The organism is Sulfurimonas denitrificans DSM 1251 (genome assembly GCF_000012965.1).
GTDB lineage: Bacteria > Campylobacterota > Campylobacteria > Campylobacterales > Sulfurimonadaceae > Sulfurimonas > Sulfurimonas denitrificans.
Genome location: NC_007575.1, coordinates 1,970,058 through 1,986,073 on the forward strand (window position 1 = coordinate 1,970,058; position 16,016 = coordinate 1,986,073).

The following is a 16,016-nucleotide window of genomic DNA, read 5'->3' on the forward strand; positions in this document are numbered from 1 at the left end:
CTCTCTTTTAAAATAATCAGCTAACCACAATTTTGCTATAATTCACATCACAATAACTGTATATAAGAGTGCATTATTGAAATTCAAATTTTATGAAGGTTTATTATGAAAAATATTCCACAAGGGAAATATCGTCCCTATCCAAAGATAGATTTGCCAGACAGAACTTGGCCAAACAACAGCATAACAGAAGCTCCAAAATGGTGTAGTGTAGATTTGCGTGATGGTAATCAAGCACTTATCAACCCAATGGACATGAATAAAAAACTTTCACTATTTGCACTCTTACTCAAAATTGGATTTAAGGAGATTGAAGTTGGTTTTCCATCTGCTTCAAAAGTTGAATTTGACTTTTTACGCCGCCTAGTAGATGACAAACTTATCCCTGATGACGTAACTATTCAAGTATTAGTTCAAGCTAGAGAGCATTTGATAGAGAGAACTTTTGAAGCACTTCGTGGTGTTAAAAAAGCGACTATTCATCTATACAACTCAACTTCGAGTGCTCAAAGAAAAATGGTATTTCAAAAATCTAAAGATGAGATAATTACTCTTGCGCTAGAGGGTGTTGACCTTGTTAAAAAATATGAAAAATCTCATGATGGAGAGATATTTTTAGAGTACTCTCCTGAGAGTTTTACGGGAACTGAATTAGAGTATGCCGCAAAGATAGCAAATGCGGTAACAAAAAGATGGGGGATTAGTGATAGCAGAAAAGTTATCATAAATCTTCCAGCAACAGTAGAGATGGCAACACCAAATATCTACGCAGATCAGATTGAGTGGATGAGCAGACATTTGGACAATAGAGAAAATGTAATCATTTCAACTCACACTCACAACGACAGAGGGACAAGTATAGCAGCTACCGAGTTAGCACTTTTAGCAGGTGCAGACAGAGTTGAGGGAACACTTTTGAGCAATGGAGAGAGAACAGGAAATGTTGATATTATAACTCTTGCTCTTAATATGACAACTCAAGGTATTGATTCTAAACTTGATTTTTCTAACGTAAATGAGGTTTTAGATGTAGTTGAGAGATGCACGGAGATAGAGACTCATGTTCGTCATCCATACGTTGGAGAGCTTGTATATACGGCATTTTCTGGCTCTCATCAAGATGCGATCAATAAAGGTTTAGCTCATAGAAAATCAAATCCAGCTTCACATTGGGAAGTTCCATATCTTCCTATTGACCCAGATGATGTGGGGCGAAGCTATGAGAGCATCATCCGTATCAATTCACAATCTGGAAAAGGCGGAGTTGCTTATATATTAGAGAAAAATTTTGGATACCAACTTCCAAAAACGATGCATCCAGAGATGGGAAAATTAGTTCAAGATGTAAGTGATAAAAAAGGTCAAGAGTTAAGCTCTGAGGAGATATTTGAGATATTTAACGAGAACTACTTTAACATAAAAGAGCATATCTCTTTGGTTGATTTTACAGTCTCATCGCTAAAAGGTATCTCAAAATGTACACTTACCTATATCCTTAATGGCACTGAGATAGTCTCAAACGGAGAGGGTAACGGTCCAGTGGATGCTTGTAGAGACGCTTTAATGAAAGATTATAGAAACAGTTTTTCTATAAACTCATACTTTGAACACTCATTTGGCAACAAAAGTTCTGCAAAAGCGATAGCATATATAGAGATAGAGACCCCTAAGACTCTATCTTGTTTTGGTGTTGGAGCTGACAATGATATAGCAACAGCTTCAGTAAAAGCTCTATTTTGCGCACTAAACAGAGCTTTTATCTAACCCACTAAGCAAAGAAGAACTCTCTTCTTTGCATTTTTTTAAATATAATAATATAAAATTTAAAAAATTTATCCTTAATATCACTATTAATCAAAAGACATTATGCTACAATTAATTACTACAAAAAAAAGGTTTTATTATGTCAAAAAAAATAGTTGCAATTGGTTTAGTAACACTACTGTTTTCATCACTCTCTGCTTATGAATTAAAATCAAATATGTTGCTTTTAAATGCAGAGCTTAGTGAAGTTCAAAGAGCATTCATCTCAAGTGACCAAACTGGTGTGGAAGAGTCTGTTAAGCGTTTTGCAAAGCATGCACAAGATTTACTAGGAAATAAAGAGAAGTTCTCTTCAATGCTTCCTGAGAAGAAAAAGAACAAAGCAAATGAGGCTGTAATGAGCGCACAAATTATCAGCCACAATGTTCAGATTATCTTAGATGCAATTGAAAATAAACATAACCAATCAGGTCAAGTTCGTAGAGAAGAGGCTCAAAGAGCATACACTTACATAGAGCATGCTTGCTTTAGATGTCATAATATTGTACGTGACGAATACTAAGATATAAAATCCACAAAGAGGCTCACTTTAAAAGAGTAGCTTCTCATTTGTATTTGAATCAGCGTCAATGCGAGGTGGTTTTGAAGTGTCGCTAAAGTACTCTTTTTTTCCATCTATTACAATCTCTTTGATTCCATCAGGGGCTTCAAATTTCCTTGGAATCTGAGGGTATAACTCTAAAGCTTTCTCATAATACATAGAAAAAGCTGGTCCTGCTATTCTACCACCTGTCTCTATTCTATCCATTGGTGTATTATCATCATTTCCAAACCAAACAACAGTCTCAATACTTGGAGAGTACCCTGCAAACCATCCATCCATATTTTTGTTAGTAGTTCCTGTTTTTCCAGCCAATTCAATACCATCAACTCGAGCAGAGCGTCCAGTACCACGCTCAACAACATCTCGCAGTATAGTTGTCATTATATACGCCTGAGCTGGGTCTGTGATGTACTTGCTCTTTAACTCACTCTCAAAAATAGTAGTAACTCCTTTATCGATATTTCGTATAAGAGTTGGTTCAACCTGAACCCCATCATTTGCAAAAGAGCTATAGTAGTGCGCCAATTGCAGTGGGGAGAGAGTAATACTTCCTAATGCTATAGAGAGATCTGGCGGAAGATTTTTAATACCAAATTTTTTAAACTCTCTAAGTAGTTGTGGCAATCCTATATCATTTACTAAATTTATCGTTGCTAGATTGCTTGAGTGCACCAGTGCTTCTCTGAGTGTTAAGAGTCCTTTATAACTCTTTTCATAGTTCTTAGGCTGCCACTTCTGCTCCTCTCCATCTTTGTAATAAGTATATGTTCTTGCAATATCAACCAACTCTGTCACGCCAGAGTAGCCTAAATCAATTGCAACTTGATATATAAATGGCTTAAAAGCAGAACCTGGTTGACGCCTTCCTTGAGTGGCTCTGTTGTACGAGCTTTTTTTATAATCAACACTTCCAACAAGAGCTAAGATATCTCCATTTTTTGGGTTTATTGATACTAATGCGCCATTTAAGAGGTCCGTTTTTGTGCCCTGTTTATCTTTTGAGGGTGTACTTGCTTCTATTCTTGCCACAGAGAGATTGTAAGCTTTTTTAAGCGAATCTTCTGCCGCTTCTTGAAGTTTTAAATCAATTGTTGTATGTACCTCATATCCGCCTGATTTAAAATCGTTTATGCCAATTCCTGCAACTATTCTTTGTACTTCATCTACAATAAATGGTGCACTGTTTTGTGTTAGAGTATCATCAAAAACTTCTGGCTTCTCAAGCAAAGCTTTAGTCTGCATATCATCATCTATCCATCCGAGTGCATGCATTCTTGAGATAACGCGATTTGCTCTGCCCATAGAAATATCATAATTTTTTGTTGGCGCATAAGTACTTGGAGCTTTAGCAAGACCTACCAGAAGAGCTGTCTCTTTTAATGTAAGTTCACTGAGATTTTTATGAAAATAACCATCAGCTGCTGTTTTTATACCATGGTAACCATGTCCAAAATATATCTCATTTAAATATCTCTCAAGTATCTCCTCTTTACTCAAAGAGAGTTCAACTTTAAGAGCATATATAACCTCTTTTATCTTCCTTGAGATTTTTTTATCTCTTGTGAGAAGTCTATTTTTCACTAACTGTTGAGTAATGGTACTTGCACCTTCTACCATTTTTCCAGCTTGCATATCTTTTATAATTGCTCTAAAAATAGCATCAAGATTAATCCCTGAGTGTTCAAAAAAAGTGGTATCCTCAATAGCTAAGAGCGCCTCAATAGCACGTGGAGGTATCTCATCAAATTTCGCATAGTATCTATGCTCATCTTCAAAAAGATTTGCAATTTTTTCACCATGTCTGTCATATATTCTTGTTGTAAGTTGCGGGTGATACTCAATAACTGAAGATATATCATAACTATACTCTTTTAAAAAATAGCCAATAACTATAAAAGGGGTTAAGACAGCGGCTAAGAAGAGCGTAAAGAAGATATTTCTGATAATTCTCATATTCTAAAATCCCTATTTGCAAAATTTGCATCTATTAAAATTTTTGTGTACTCTTGTTTTGGATTTTCAACTACATGTAGTGTCTCTCCACTCTCCACAACCCTGCCATCTTTGAGCACACAAATCTCTTCACAAATCATCTTTGCAGAGTTCATATCATGTGTTACAAATAGCATTTTAAAGCCTAGTTCCTTTTGAAGCTTTTTTAGGAGTTCCAAAATCACAACCCTTGTTTTAGGGTCAAGAGCGGTTGTAGGCTCATCAAGCAACATAAGTTTTGGCTCATGACTTAGCGCCATAGCTATTACCACTCTTTGAAGTTGCCCACCTGAGAGCTCAGGAGCAAATCTATCAAGGAGCTCTACATCCAAATCTACTTGAGCGAATAACTCTTCAACTCTCTTACTTGAGACAAAAAACTGTTTTTTAATCTTTGTTAGAGGAGAGAGAGCAGTAAAAGGGTTTTGTGGAACAAACGACACACTCTTCCCAGCTATAAGTTCAAAACTGTTTTCGTATTCTAGCGACATTTTCATACTGCTTGGCAACATATTTAAGAGCGCCTTTATTGTGAGGCTTTTTCCACTTCCGCTCTGTCCAACAAGAGCTAGAGATGAGTTGATATTAAAACTTACATCTACTAAAGTTTTTTCATTGATGCTTACATGTAGTTTTGAAATTTTCATTTTTGAATCTTATCCAAACTTCTGCATAATGCTCTTAAATCTTCACTACTCTCGCCAATTCTAGCAATAAGGCGGATGATAGCACGCTCTACTGTTGGCTGTCTTATGCCGCCAACAGAAAAACCTAACTTTTTAAGTTCATCACGTATTTTTATAACTTTCTCATTATCATCTATTACAACACTGCAAATTAGAGCATCCATCTTGATACCAAGTTCATCATAAACTATCTCTTGCCTTTTTCTTATCTCCTCTTTTAAAGAGTCTAAATTCTCTAAAATGTACTTAAGTGCGTTGTGAGCTAAGAGAGTATCATAGAGTGAGAGTGAAGTTGCATAAATTATAGGCTTTGCACGATTTATTAAATACTCAACAATATGAGAAGAAGCTAAAATAAAAGCGCCAAAACTTCCATAAGCTTTACCAAGCGTTCCCATTTTTATATGGTTTGGCTTTATGCTTATGTTATAGTGGTCATAAATTCCCATCAAATGCTCTCCAACAACTCCACTGCTATGTGCTTCATCCATTATCAAAATTGCATCATAAGCATCACAAAGTTCAAAAACTCTTCTATCTACCATATCGCCATCCATAGAGTAGATTCCCTCAACTGCAACTATTTTTCTCTGGGCTTTAGTTGTCTTTAAAAGCTTTTGTAACTCTTGCATATCATTATGTTTAAAAAATTTTACATTTATCTTTTTAAAATTGGTAGCTAATATGCCTGAGGCGTGATACTTCTCATCCATAAAAAGAACATCTTTTGAGCGGACTAACGCTTCAATCAAAGCAATATTTGCATTAAAACCGCTTCCTAAAATAACCCCGTCTTCAAAGCCATTTGCAACGCAAAGCGCATCTTCAAAATCTTTATGAATCTGATGATACCCATTTACTAAAAGAGAGGCTTTAGAGGAGTGAAGAGGCATATTTGAGAGTCTCTTACATGTAGCCTCATGTAGTGCTTTATTGTGAGAGAGCCCTAGATAATCATTTGAAGCAAAATCCAAAATTGATGTATCCACCACCTCTCTACTTCTGTATCTTGAAGCTCTCTTTAGCGCTTGGAGTTCATTAGTGTAATACATTATATAGCAACAACCCTGTTTCTTCCAGCATTTTTTGCCTCATAAAGAGCTTTATCTGCCCTTTTAAAAGTAAGCTCTAAATCCTCATCTTTTTTATACTCTGTAACACCAAAACTCATAGTTATTGCAACTATTTGATTATGTTCTTGTACTTTTGACCTAATCTTATCTGCCAACTTATAAGCATCAGATTTATTTACATGTGGAAGGATAAGAGCAAACTCCTCTCCTCCAATCCTGCAAAATATATCACTATCCCTTAAGCATGTAGTGATGAGTTTTGTATATTCAATTAGAACTTTATCTCCCACGTCATGCCCATAATTATCATTAATATTTTTAAAATTATCCATATCAAAAATAACTAAAGAGAGAGGATAAAAGTATCTGTTTGAGCTTGCGCACTCTTTTTTTATCTGTTTATTATAGCAGTAACGATTTCTGATTTTTGTAAGAGGGTCGGTTATGTTTGTATGTTCTAACTCTTTTTGATAAATTTTCTCATCTGTTATATTTGAAAAGATAGCACTATAGTGAGCATCTTCCTCTGATATCAAAGAGACTCCTACCGTAAAGTAATACTCTTTTTCATTATATAAAATTTTTACAAGGCTATTTTTTGGATTTTTTATAAGATACTCAAGCCAATTCACACCATCCATATCTTTATATATACAACCCTCTTCTTTTACAAAAAAATCAGAAATTGATTGGTGCTCAGCTTTGAAAGCTTCTAGTGTGTCGTAATCATTAAAATATTTAAAAAAAGTTTTATTCATATTGATGATATTATCTTTATCTACCACCATCACTATATTTGATGAGGAGTCAATAATATTTTTATAGTACATCTTCTGTTTTTTATTTCTATAATGTAAAAAACTCCCAAGAACAGCCATCATTATCATAAAAGCAACTATCGCAATACCAATCCACTTATACATGAAAAAATCCAAGTTAATGTTTAAAACATCATCCCTCTTTTTAAACATTATGTAGTGTCCAATAACTATATTTTGAATATTTTTAAGTGGATAAGTGCTTATGATATAGTGATTTTCAAACTTTTGTGGCGTGTGAATATAGTTATGAACTCCGTTTTTTCTTAAATATTCCATCAATACAACAGACGCATCTATGTTTGCTACATAATAATCATCTATAAAATTTTTACTCAAATGGTTTTTTAAAGTATTTTTGTACTCTTTGCTTAAAACTACGATAGAGTCAACTCCTATATCTTTCATCTGCTTGGAAATAGCATCAAATCTTGAGGATAGCTCCACTAAGCCAACAAGGGCACTGTTTTTTATAATAGGAACTATTGCTCTTATGCCAAAATCACCCTCTCCTATACTCACAGAAATAAGAGGCTTTTTAAGTGTTGATGCTTCAAGCAAGTCTTCTCTATTTTGATTTGAAACTGCTCCATTTTGCCCATTTGAACTAACATATATAGATTGCAAATCTTTATCAAGTATCTGCATCCAACTATTTTTATACAACTCATTTTCTATGAATTTTGAAATCAGTTCATCATAAGAGCTATTTTCAATACTATTACTAGAGATACCCTCTGCTAAAGATTTATCGTTTGCTATGGCAAAAGCAGTAGCAAGTGTAGTTTTTTGCCTATTAAGAATCATCTTCTCAACTTGCTCTCTCATTAAAGAGCTCTCTTTTTTATAACTCTGCTCTTTTATTTTGTGTTGTTCATTGCCAATAAGGCTTATATAAACTATTGCGATAAAGATAATTAAAGCTACAACAATTGTTCCAATAAAATAGGCTCTATTAAGTTTTAAAATAAGAAACCCCTTAAAAGATTCGTATTTAACCCCATTGCGGTACTCTCATATCCTGTTGTGCTTTTAATATATTTTTTACAAAAGCCCTCAACCATACATGCACCAGCTTTGCCTCTCCACTCTCCACTCTCTATGTAGCTGTCTATATCATCCATATCAAAAGCATCAAAGAGATAATCCGTTTTAGAAATATCGATAATTTTTATGCTCTTTGATTGAAAAATCATACATGTAATAATAGTAGTAACACTCTGGCTTTGAGTCATTAATATATTGCGTGCATCATCAGCACATTTTGCTTTTCTGAGTAATTTACCTCTTGAGACAACAACAGTATCTGCAACTAAAAGAGGATAGTCTTCATATCCAAATGCCTTTAAATTTGCTTCAAATTTTCCTATGGTTGCTTGATAAACAAAATTTTTGGGAGAGGTTGCGATAACACTATCTTCATCGAAATCAACGCTTTGCTGGATAAAATCTATCCCCGCACTCTGCAAAAGTTTAGCTCTTGTTGTTGATGATGAAGCTAGTCTTATCATTTAAAGATTGCTTGAGAGATATGTTCCTAAAAATATTGCAACTACTCCAAGAGCAATATTTAAGGGAACCATAACTTTTCCGATTAGTTCTATCTGATTCTTTGCACCTACCATATTTCCCTCATTTAAAAATCTCTCGCCTCTGTTTCTTCTTAAAATCATAACCATAAGATTGATAAACATAGTGCTCCACAAAGCCTCTTTTATGTATGACAAAGATGAAAAATCACTCTGTGAGAGTCCATATCCTTTAACCATAAATATAGCAGTGATGAAAAGAGTTACAACAAATGGAACAACTATGCTAAAGAGTCTCTTTAGCGCATGAGCGATTCGCTCTAAACGTTTTGCTGGGGATTCTATCTCTAAAAATGATTGATGAGCTGCGTAACGCATAGCTACCATCCCACCAACCCATACAACAGCGCTTATTACATGTAAAAATATAATAGCTACTTTGTACTCTAAAAATATACCTTGCATTATGAGATAACCTCTGTTATGTATCTAAGAGCTTCGATTTTTGCTTCTGAGAGTTTTGAGATATCTTTTCCGCCAGCTTGAGCAAAATCAGCTCTTCCGCCGCCGCCGCCGCCAAGAAGTGGAGCGATATGCTTAATCCAATCTCCAGCTTTAGCATCAGAGCCTTTAACACCCGCTGCCATCATAACTTTGTCATCTTTTACTTGAAACAAAATCGCACAAAGGCTCTCATGTTGATTCTTAAGTTCGTCTATCTTCTCTTTGATATCACCGCTTGTAAGTTCATCTACCACAACACTGATGCCATTTATAGATTGAATTTTTATATCTGTTTTTATACAACTCTCTGCATCATGAAGCTCTTTTTTTAGCTCAACAATATTAGATTTCAGTCTTGCAACTCCAGCTAAAATATCTAAGTTTTTAACCTCATGCTCGACTTCCCTTAGTAGCTCTCTTTGTTCTGAAAAATAGTTAAACGCCGCATTTCCGCAAACTGCTTCTATGCGTCTAACACCAGCACTTACACCACTCTCTTTTGTGATGATGAAAGAGCCTATGTTTGCGCTGTTCTCAACATGCACACCACCACAAAATTCAATACTTGCATCACCAAAACTCACCACTCGAACTTCATCGCCATATTTTTCACCAAACTGAGCTTTTGCACCAGATTTTTTAGCCTCATCTATACTCATAACCTCAGTATTAGCTCTGATTCCACGCATTATTTCATAATTTACTCTGCGCTCAATCTCTGCTAACTCTTCATTAGAGATTGCTTTTGGATGTGAGAAATCAAATCTAAGTCTTGAAGCTTCAACTAGTGAACCAGCTTGAGAGATGTGGTCTCCTAAAACATCAAATAAAACTGCATGTAAAAGGTGTGTCGCTGAGTGGTGTTTTGTTATCTCGCCTCTTGAGATATCTACTACTGCTTCAACCTCATCGCCAACTTTTAACTCTTTTTCTGTAGAGATTTGAGATAGATTTAATCCAAAAAACTTTTTGGTATCAAGCACTTTTGCAAAACCATTAAGCTCTCCAATATCTCCGCACTGTCCGCCACTTTGAGCATAAAATGGTGTAGTGTCTAAAAAGACCCAGCCATTAACTCCAGCCGATAATTTATCAGCGTGATGATAGCTCTCATCAAGAAGTGCTAAAACCCTGCTTTTTTGCTTTGTGCTCTCATAGCCTACAAAACTATTCTCTGAAAATTTCTCTAAAAGCTCTTTAAAGTCTCCATGAACAGCCTCGTCTCCACTACCCTTCCAAGCAGCTTTTGCTCGAGAGCGTTGCTCTTGCATCAACTCTTCAAACTTAGCAGAGTCAAGTTTTAGGTTTTTCTCTCTTAACATATCCTCCGTCAAATCTAGTGGAAATCCAAAAGTATCATAGAGTTTAAACGCTACACTACCACTAAATATATCTTTAGTGTTGTGTAATTCAGCGTTAAATAGCTCAATCCCAGAAGCAATTGTTTTGAAAAATCTCGCCTCTTCTAGCTCTATCTGCTCTTTTACAGAATGTGATTTTTGAGCTAAATAGTCATATTCACCACCCATAATCTCAACAACAGTATCAACTAGCTTAAACATAAAAGGTTCACTAAAGCCCAAAAGATAGCCATGTCTTACAGCACGACGCAAGATTCGGCGAAGAACATAACCTCTTCCCTCATTTGAGAAATTTACACCCTGCGCAAGTAAAAACAGAGATGTTCTGATATGATCAGCGATAACTCTATAAGATGCACCAGTCGCATAAACATACTCTTTTTCTATAAGCGTTTCAACTTTTTTGATTATTGGCATAAACAGTGATGATGAGTAGTTACTGCTCACTCCTTCGCTAATTGCAACAACACGCTCCAACCCCATCCCTGTGTCAATTGATGGTTTTGGAAGAGAGGTTAGTGTGCCATCACTACTTCTTTCATACTGCATGAAAACTAAATTCCAAATCTCTAAAAATCTATCGCCATCTCCGCCCATGTAATCCTCTGGGCCACTAAATTTCTCTGCACCTTGATCAAAAAAGATTTCGCTACATGGTCCACAAGGTCCTGTGTCTCCCATCTGCCAAAAGTTATCTTTATCGCCTAAACGCATAATTCTATCTATGCTTACATGTCGCAGCCAAAGAGCCTCCGCTTCGTCATCACTCTCATGAACAGTTACCCATAGCTTCTCTTTTGGAAATTTTAAAACCCCAGTTATAAATTCCCATGCATAATCAATTGCTTCTTCTTTGAAATAGTTGCCAAAACTAAAGTTGCCTAACATCTCAAAAAAAGTGTGATGTCTTGCTGTATAGCCTACATTCTCTAAATCATTATGTTTTCCGCCAGCTCTGATACATGTTTGACATGAAACAGCACGAGGATTAGCAGGAGAGGGAACTTCACCTGTAAAAATCGACTTAAAAGGAACCATTCCCGCATTGTTAAAAAGCAGTGTTGCATCATCTGGAACAAGCGGAGCGCTCTCTACTCTGTCGTGGTTTTTTGACTCGAAAAATCTTAAAAACTCTTCTCTAATATCCATATACATATCTCTTATTGTAAAATTACAAGATTATATCCAAAAAATCCAATGAAGGTATTTAAAAGAGGTGTTTAACAAATAATAACGCTCTTTATTTCACTCATCTCTTCGATAGCAAACCTTGGTCCCTCACGCCCTACACCGCTTAGTTTTACTCCACCATAAGGCTGAATGTCAAAACGCAAAGTTGGCATATCGTTGATTACTATTCCACCAGCATCAAGCTCATTTATCGCACGTTTTGTAAGATTTAAATCATTTGTAAAAATTGAAAACTGCAGTCCATAAGGAGAGTTATTCATCATAGGCAAAGCCTCATCAAAATCTTTTACCTCTATCAAAGAGACAATTGGTGCAAAAACCTCTTGGCAGACTATCGCCATATCCTCTTTTACATCTGCCATAACACAAGGATAAAAAACTCTTCCCTCAACTCTAGGTTCAAGTATAGGTGTCGCACCCTCTTTGATAGCGCTTTGTACCCACTCCATCGCTCTTTTGGCTGCTTCATCATTAACAAGAGGACCCATAAAAGTATCCTCTTCATAAGGAGAGCCTACAACCAATTTTTTAGTTGCCTCGGCTATTTTTAAAGCAAACTCACTATAAATATCTTTGTGAACATAGATACGTTGCAAGGAGATGCAAACCTGTCCTGAGTTTACAAAAGCTCCTATCGCACATCTTTGAGCTGCGAGGTCTAAATTGGCACTTTTGTCTATAAAAGTAGCGGCATTTCCTCCAAGTTCTAGTGAGACTTTTTTTATCCCCGCACTCTTAGTAATTATCTCTCCAACACCAACACTTCCAGTAAAGCTTATAACTCTAGGTATCTCACTAGTAACTAAGGTACCGCCAACATCTGCATCTCCATAAACAACGCTTAGAGCATCTTTTATAGCAAATTCGCTCTCGATAAATAGCTTTGCAAATTTATATGCAGTGAGCGGCGCTTCTGGTGTTGGCTTTAGTATCACAGCATTTCCAGCAACAAGTGCTGGAGCTATCTTATGCGCTATCAAGTTTAGTGGAAAATTAAAAGGAGTAATTGCCACAACAACACCACAAGGAACACGAGAGAAAAAAGAGATTGTTTTTTTTCCAGAAGCAAATGCGTCTGTATTTACAGTCTCTCCATGCATAGTTCTCATAGTCTCTGCTGCTAAAGTAACTGTCTCAATACAGCGCTCAACTTCTATCCTTGAGTAAGTTATTGGTTTTCCAACTTCATCTGTTATGGTTTTTGCAATATCTTCTTTGTTCTGTGCTAACTTAGAAGCGACATCTAAGAGCCAAGAACATCTTTGAGCAATTGTTGTTTTTGAAGCCTCTTTTGATGCAAGAAGCGCTATATTTAGAGCTTTTTTTGCGTCATCTGCATTACATGTAACAAACTCTGAAGCCACCTCACCATTGTATGGGTTTACTCTCTTACCAACACTCTCTCTTGATTGCTCAGATGAGCCAAAATATATATTTGCAACCATACAAAACTCCAACTCTTTTTATTTTATGTTATTATATTATAAAAAGAAAAAGGAGGAAGTTATGGAAGTAACTCGCTATTTATTTCAGTCACCTTATTCAAATCAAGTTCAAGTGGGGCGAGCTGAAACAAGCACAAGCTCAAATGCTAAAGATACAAGTACCAACAGCAGCCCTGTTTCAAATATTACCTCACTTGAATCAAAAGTTACACGAGAGAGCCAAAAAGCTCAGCCTTCAGATAAATTGTTAGATACATACGCATGAAGTTTTTGACCTCTCTGTTTTTATCATTCTTGACTCTATTTGGTGCTGATAATTTGCTATGGTTAAATGATTATGAGGTAGCAATTAAACAAGCCAAAGAGCAGAATAAAGGAGTTTATCTCTTTGTTGGAGCCGATGATTGCAGATGGTGCGATAGATTTAAAGAGACTACACTATCAAAGGATGAGGTTATTTCAAAATTAAAAGAGGAGTATATCCTTCTTTACATGTCAAGAGATAAGCATAATATCCCAAAACATTTTGAAGTTAAAGGTGTGCCTAGACACTACTTTTTAACAAAAGATGGAAAAATAATACACGCAGATAGAGGTAGCAGAGAACCTGATGGTTTTTTTGCTCTCTTAGACGAGGTTGAACTTAAAAACTAAAGTGTGATATTTTCTAAATGCCAAATATTCTCTGGCGTAACTATGATTGCATCATACATGTAATCTACATGCAGAGCATTTTTTTTAAGATAAACATCGCCAGTTTTTATAAGCTTGGAGAGCTTACTCTTTGTAATATTTTGAACTGCAAGCTCATAATCAAGTGCACTCTTAACCTCAACAAAGTGCCAAACTTCCTCTTTGTATGCGATTATATCTATCTCGCCAAAGCGAGAGTAGAAATTTTTATCAACTATCATATAGCCATTTTCCAAGAGAAACAAAGAGGCTCTATCTTCTGCCACATTTCCCTTAGCTCTGCTCACTATAAATTTACCACTTCTACTTTTATAGATTTAAAAGCCGCTGTTAAAATAAGCTCATCACTCTCATCTCCAAAGAGTGCATTTACTTTAGAATCAGCGTGATGAAATGTAACAAAGAGAGTTTTTGGCTCTACCTTGCTTGTAAATTTAATTCTTAGTGGAGTAGTCTGTCCATTTTTACTCTTTAAAATCACTCTCTCGCCTCTAAAATCAGAAGCGTCACCTTCATTTACAAGAAGTAAATCTTCATCATAACGATCCATCAGACTCAGTGTCTGTTTTGTCTGTGCAGAGTTATTGTACATAGCAATCGTTCTGCCCGTTGTGAGATAGTAGCCGCTTAAATTTTTATCCAAAATCTCTTTTATCATATTTCTAAGCCCGTATTGGTGGTAACAAAACTCTCCCAAACCATCATCTGTTCTAAAATCCAACTGGTGAAGAATAGGTGTATCTTCTGTATGAACTGGCCATTGAAGTCCACGTTTACGGTGTCTCTGTAGTCTTGTATAAGAAGCTCCGCTAAAGCGTCTATATGCAACTTCACGCACCTCATCCCAAATTTCATTTGAATTTTTATAAGCGCTCTCTCCGCCCATTTTATTATCAAGAAGTTGGATAACATCCCAATCATCTGGCAAGTCTGATTCAACAAGCGGTTGAGATAGATGCAATCTCCTCATGGCGTTTATATAAACTCCAGTTTTTTCGTAAGCAGATTTCACACCTATGACAATATCTGCCCTAGAAGCTATCTCCGTCATAAATAGCTCTTGAACCATTATAAATTCGACATTTTGAAGTGCTTTTTCAATTTTATTAATATTTGGATGAATGTGCATTAAATCTTCGCCCATATTCAAAACAGCCTTCAATCGCCCCTCTAACATCTCATCAACGAGTTGTGGAGTCATTAAACCAATCTCTTTAGGAGATTGATAATCTGGATCATAATATGGAAGCATTCCCATATCACACGCACCTTGAACATTATTTTGACCTCTTAGAGGCATTAGCCCTGCACCACTTTTTCCGATATTTCCAGTCATTAAAGATAGGTGTGTTATAGCCATAACTGCGTATGAACCATCTGTGTGCTCAGTAATTCCTAAACCCCAAAATATCATAGATTTTTTAAGAGCATACTCTCGAGCCACTTTTGGAATCATCTTGGCTAAGTACTCATACCCCTCAAGACGCTCAAAAAATTTAGGATTTGCGTAAGGATCATTTAAAATCTTCTCTTTAAACTCTAAAAAACCTTTTGTTCGCTCCGCTATGAAACTCTCATCATAAAGCTCTTCGCTGATAATTACATGTGCTAACATATTTAAAACAAGAAGATTGGCTTCATGAGGCATAATAGCTTTATACTTTGCAAACTTATGAAGCTTTATCTCTCTTACATCAAAAACAGCCATATTGTCATGTTTTTGAGCTACTTCAACTATACGATTTGCGATAATTGGATGAGCTTCTATGGTGTTTGAACCTATGACAATCATAAATTCACAGTTATATATATCGTTGTATGGATTTGTTGCAGCACCTTCACCAATAGTTGTGCGCATCCCTTTTAAACTCGGTGAGTGACACACTCTAGCACAGTTATCAACATGAGGCGAGTTTAGCGTATGGCGTGTAAACTTTTGAAAAAGATAAACACTCTCACAAGATGTTCTAGCCCCACCTATTGAAGCGACACTTTTGCGTCCATGCTTCTGCTGAACCTCTTTTAATTTCATAGCAGAGGCTGTGGTAGCACCATCCAAATCGCTCTCATACCAAACATCATCATAATCTAGAAGTGAAGATAAAATTGCCTCTTTTATAGATGGGTTTTTCTCCAAAAAGCTCTTCTTGATTCTGGGTGTTCTTAATCGCTCTTTTGAATCAACAAAATCAAACCCATACTTACCTTTTATGCAGAGTTTCCCCTGTGAAACAACCCCATCTGGATGCGCAAAAATCTTTTGAATCTTATTATCTTTTACATGTGCTGCTATATCACAACCGACACCACAGTATGTACAAACACTATCTATTGTCTGAATGTTTTCCATAAAACC

General features: G+C 36.0%; 14 protein-coding genes. 4 read left to right on the top strand and 10 right to left on the bottom strand.

Annotated features, from left to right (window positions below; genetic code table 11):
• The first annotated feature begins 105 nt into the window (after positions 1-105).
• Both leuA and SUDEN_RS09815 read left to right on the top strand, forming a co-directional pair.
• The gene (gene leuA / locus SUDEN_RS09810; protein WP_011373504.1) at positions 106-1,764 is read left to right on the top strand and encodes a 2-isopropylmalate synthase; all 1,659 of its coding nucleotides are present in this window, start codon (positions 106-108) and stop codon (positions 1,762-1,764) included.
• Between the two features lie 139 nt (positions 1,765-1,903).
• The gene (locus SUDEN_RS09815; RefSeq protein WP_011373505.1) at positions 1,904-2,326 is read left to right on the top strand and encodes a hypothetical protein; all 423 of its coding nucleotides are present in this window, start codon (positions 1,904-1,906) and stop codon (positions 2,324-2,326) included.
• A gap of 27 nt (positions 2,327-2,353) precedes the next feature.
• Here SUDEN_RS09815 and SUDEN_RS09820 read toward each other — a convergent pair whose 3' ends face one another.
• From SUDEN_RS09820 to SUDEN_RS09855, 8 genes are all read right to left on the bottom strand, one after another.
• Positions 2,354-4,321 (bottom strand): transglycosylase domain-containing protein, encoded by a 1,968-nt coding sequence (locus SUDEN_RS09820; RefSeq protein WP_011373506.1) that lies wholly within the window; start codon positions 4,319-4,321, stop codon positions 2,354-2,356.
• A complete protein-coding gene (locus tag SUDEN_RS09825) occupies positions 4,318-5,007 on the bottom strand; it encodes an ATP-binding cassette domain-containing protein (protein ID WP_011373507.1) in 690 nt (229 codons plus the stop codon). The genes SUDEN_RS09820 and SUDEN_RS09825 overlap by 4 nt, the downstream gene beginning before the upstream one ends.
• Positions 5,004-6,098: an aminotransferase class I/II-fold pyridoxal phosphate-dependent enzyme gene (locus SUDEN_RS09830; protein ID WP_011373508.1), complete on the bottom strand. Its 1,095-nt coding sequence runs from the start codon at positions 6,096-6,098 to the stop codon at positions 5,004-5,006. The genes SUDEN_RS09825 and SUDEN_RS09830 overlap by 4 nt, the downstream gene beginning before the upstream one ends.
• Positions 6,098-7,765 carry a sensor domain-containing diguanylate cyclase gene (locus tag SUDEN_RS09835; RefSeq protein ID WP_011373509.1) on the bottom strand — a complete coding sequence of 556 codons (1,668 nt, stop codon included), beginning with the start codon at positions 7,763-7,765 and terminating at the stop codon, positions 6,098-6,100. The genes SUDEN_RS09830 and SUDEN_RS09835 overlap by 1 nt, the downstream gene beginning before the upstream one ends.
• Positions 7,766-7,899: 134 nt before the next feature.
• Positions 7,900-8,448 carry a septum formation inhibitor Maf gene (gene maf / locus SUDEN_RS09840; protein WP_011373510.1) on the bottom strand — a complete coding sequence of 183 codons (549 nt, stop codon included), beginning with the start codon at positions 8,446-8,448 and terminating at the stop codon, positions 7,900-7,902.
• A complete protein-coding gene (locus SUDEN_RS09845) occupies positions 8,449-8,931 on the bottom strand; it encodes a hypothetical protein (protein ID WP_011373511.1) in 483 nt (160 codons plus the stop codon).
• Positions 8,931-11,480 carry an alanine--tRNA ligase gene (alaS, locus tag SUDEN_RS09850; RefSeq protein ID WP_041672319.1) on the bottom strand — a complete coding sequence of 850 codons (2,550 nt, stop codon included), beginning with the start codon at positions 11,478-11,480 and terminating at the stop codon, positions 8,931-8,933. The genes SUDEN_RS09845 and alaS overlap by 1 nt, the downstream gene beginning before the upstream one ends.
• 71 nt (positions 11,481-11,551) lie before the next feature.
• The gene (locus SUDEN_RS09855) at positions 11,552-12,967 is read right to left on the bottom strand and encodes an aldehyde dehydrogenase family protein (protein WP_011373513.1); all 1,416 of its coding nucleotides are present in this window, start codon (positions 12,965-12,967) and stop codon (positions 11,552-11,554) included.
• Positions 12,968-13,028: 61 nt separating this feature from the next.
• Here SUDEN_RS09855 and SUDEN_RS09860 point away from each other — a divergent pair, with 61 nt between their 5' ends.
• Positions 13,029-13,232, top strand: a complete 204-nt coding sequence (locus SUDEN_RS09860) for a hypothetical protein (protein ID WP_041672320.1) — start codon at positions 13,029-13,031, stop codon at positions 13,230-13,232.
• Entirely contained in the window at positions 13,229-13,621 is a 393-nt protein-coding gene (locus SUDEN_RS09865; RefSeq protein ID WP_011373514.1) for a thioredoxin family protein, read from the top strand. The genes SUDEN_RS09860 and SUDEN_RS09865 overlap by 4 nt, the downstream gene beginning before the upstream one ends.
• Here SUDEN_RS09865 and SUDEN_RS09870 read toward each other — a convergent pair.
• Positions 13,618-13,947: a YraN family protein gene (locus SUDEN_RS09870; protein WP_011373515.1), complete on the bottom strand. Its 330-nt coding sequence runs from the start codon at positions 13,945-13,947 to the stop codon at positions 13,618-13,620. The genes SUDEN_RS09865 and SUDEN_RS09870 overlap by 4 nt on opposite strands.
• The gene (locus SUDEN_RS09875; protein WP_041672324.1) at positions 13,947-16,010 is read right to left on the bottom strand and encodes a molybdopterin oxidoreductase family protein; all 2,064 of its coding nucleotides are present in this window, start codon (positions 16,008-16,010) and stop codon (positions 13,947-13,949) included. The genes SUDEN_RS09870 and SUDEN_RS09875 overlap by 1 nt, the downstream gene beginning before the upstream one ends.
• Positions 16,011-16,016: the final 6 nt, after the last annotated feature.

What these genes read in the sequence shown, in the direction of transcription:
- SUDEN_RS09845 (WP_011373511.1), bottom strand. Translation starts at nt 8,931, where the DNA reads ATGCAAGGTATATTTTTAGAGTACAAAGTAGCTATTATATTTTTACAT.
- SUDEN_RS09835 (WP_011373509.1), bottom strand. Translation starts at nt 7,765, where the DNA reads ATGAGAGAGCAAGTTGAGAAGATGATTCTTAATAGGCAAAAAACTACA.
- SUDEN_RS09815 (WP_011373505.1), top strand. Translation starts at nt 1,904, where the DNA reads ATGTCAAAAAAAATAGTTGCAATTGGTTTAGTAACACTACTGTTTTCA.
- SUDEN_RS09820 (WP_011373506.1), bottom strand. Translation starts at nt 4,321, where the DNA reads ATGAGAATTATCAGAAATATCTTCTTTACGCTCTTCTTAGCCGCTGTC.
- SUDEN_RS09860 (WP_041672320.1), top strand. Translation starts at nt 13,029, where the DNA reads ATGGAAGTAACTCGCTATTTATTTCAGTCACCTTATTCAAATCAAGTT.
- SUDEN_RS09830 (WP_011373508.1), bottom strand. Translation starts at nt 6,098, where the DNA reads ATGTATTACACTAATGAACTCCAAGCGCTAAAGAGAGCTTCAAGATAC.
- SUDEN_RS09875 (WP_041672324.1), bottom strand. Translation starts at nt 16,010, where the DNA reads ATGGAAAACATTCAGACAATAGATAGTGTTTGTACATACTGTGGTGTC.
- SUDEN_RS09825 (WP_011373507.1), bottom strand. Translation starts at nt 5,007, where the DNA reads ATGAAAATTTCAAAACTACATGTAAGCATCAATGAAAAAACTTTAGTA.
- alaS (WP_041672319.1), bottom strand. Translation starts at nt 11,480, where the DNA reads ATGGATATTAGAGAAGAGTTTTTAAGATTTTTCGAGTCAAAAAACCAC.
- SUDEN_RS09865 (WP_011373514.1), top strand. Translation starts at nt 13,229, where the DNA reads ATGAAGTTTTTGACCTCTCTGTTTTTATCATTCTTGACTCTATTTGGT.
- maf (WP_011373510.1), bottom strand. Translation starts at nt 8,448, where the DNA reads ATGATAAGACTAGCTTCATCATCAACAACAAGAGCTAAACTTTTGCAG.
- leuA (WP_011373504.1), top strand. Translation starts at nt 106, where the DNA reads ATGAAAAATATTCCACAAGGGAAATATCGTCCCTATCCAAAGATAGAT.
- SUDEN_RS09855 (WP_011373513.1), bottom strand. Translation starts at nt 12,967, where the DNA reads ATGGTTGCAAATATATATTTTGGCTCATCTGAGCAATCAAGAGAGAGT.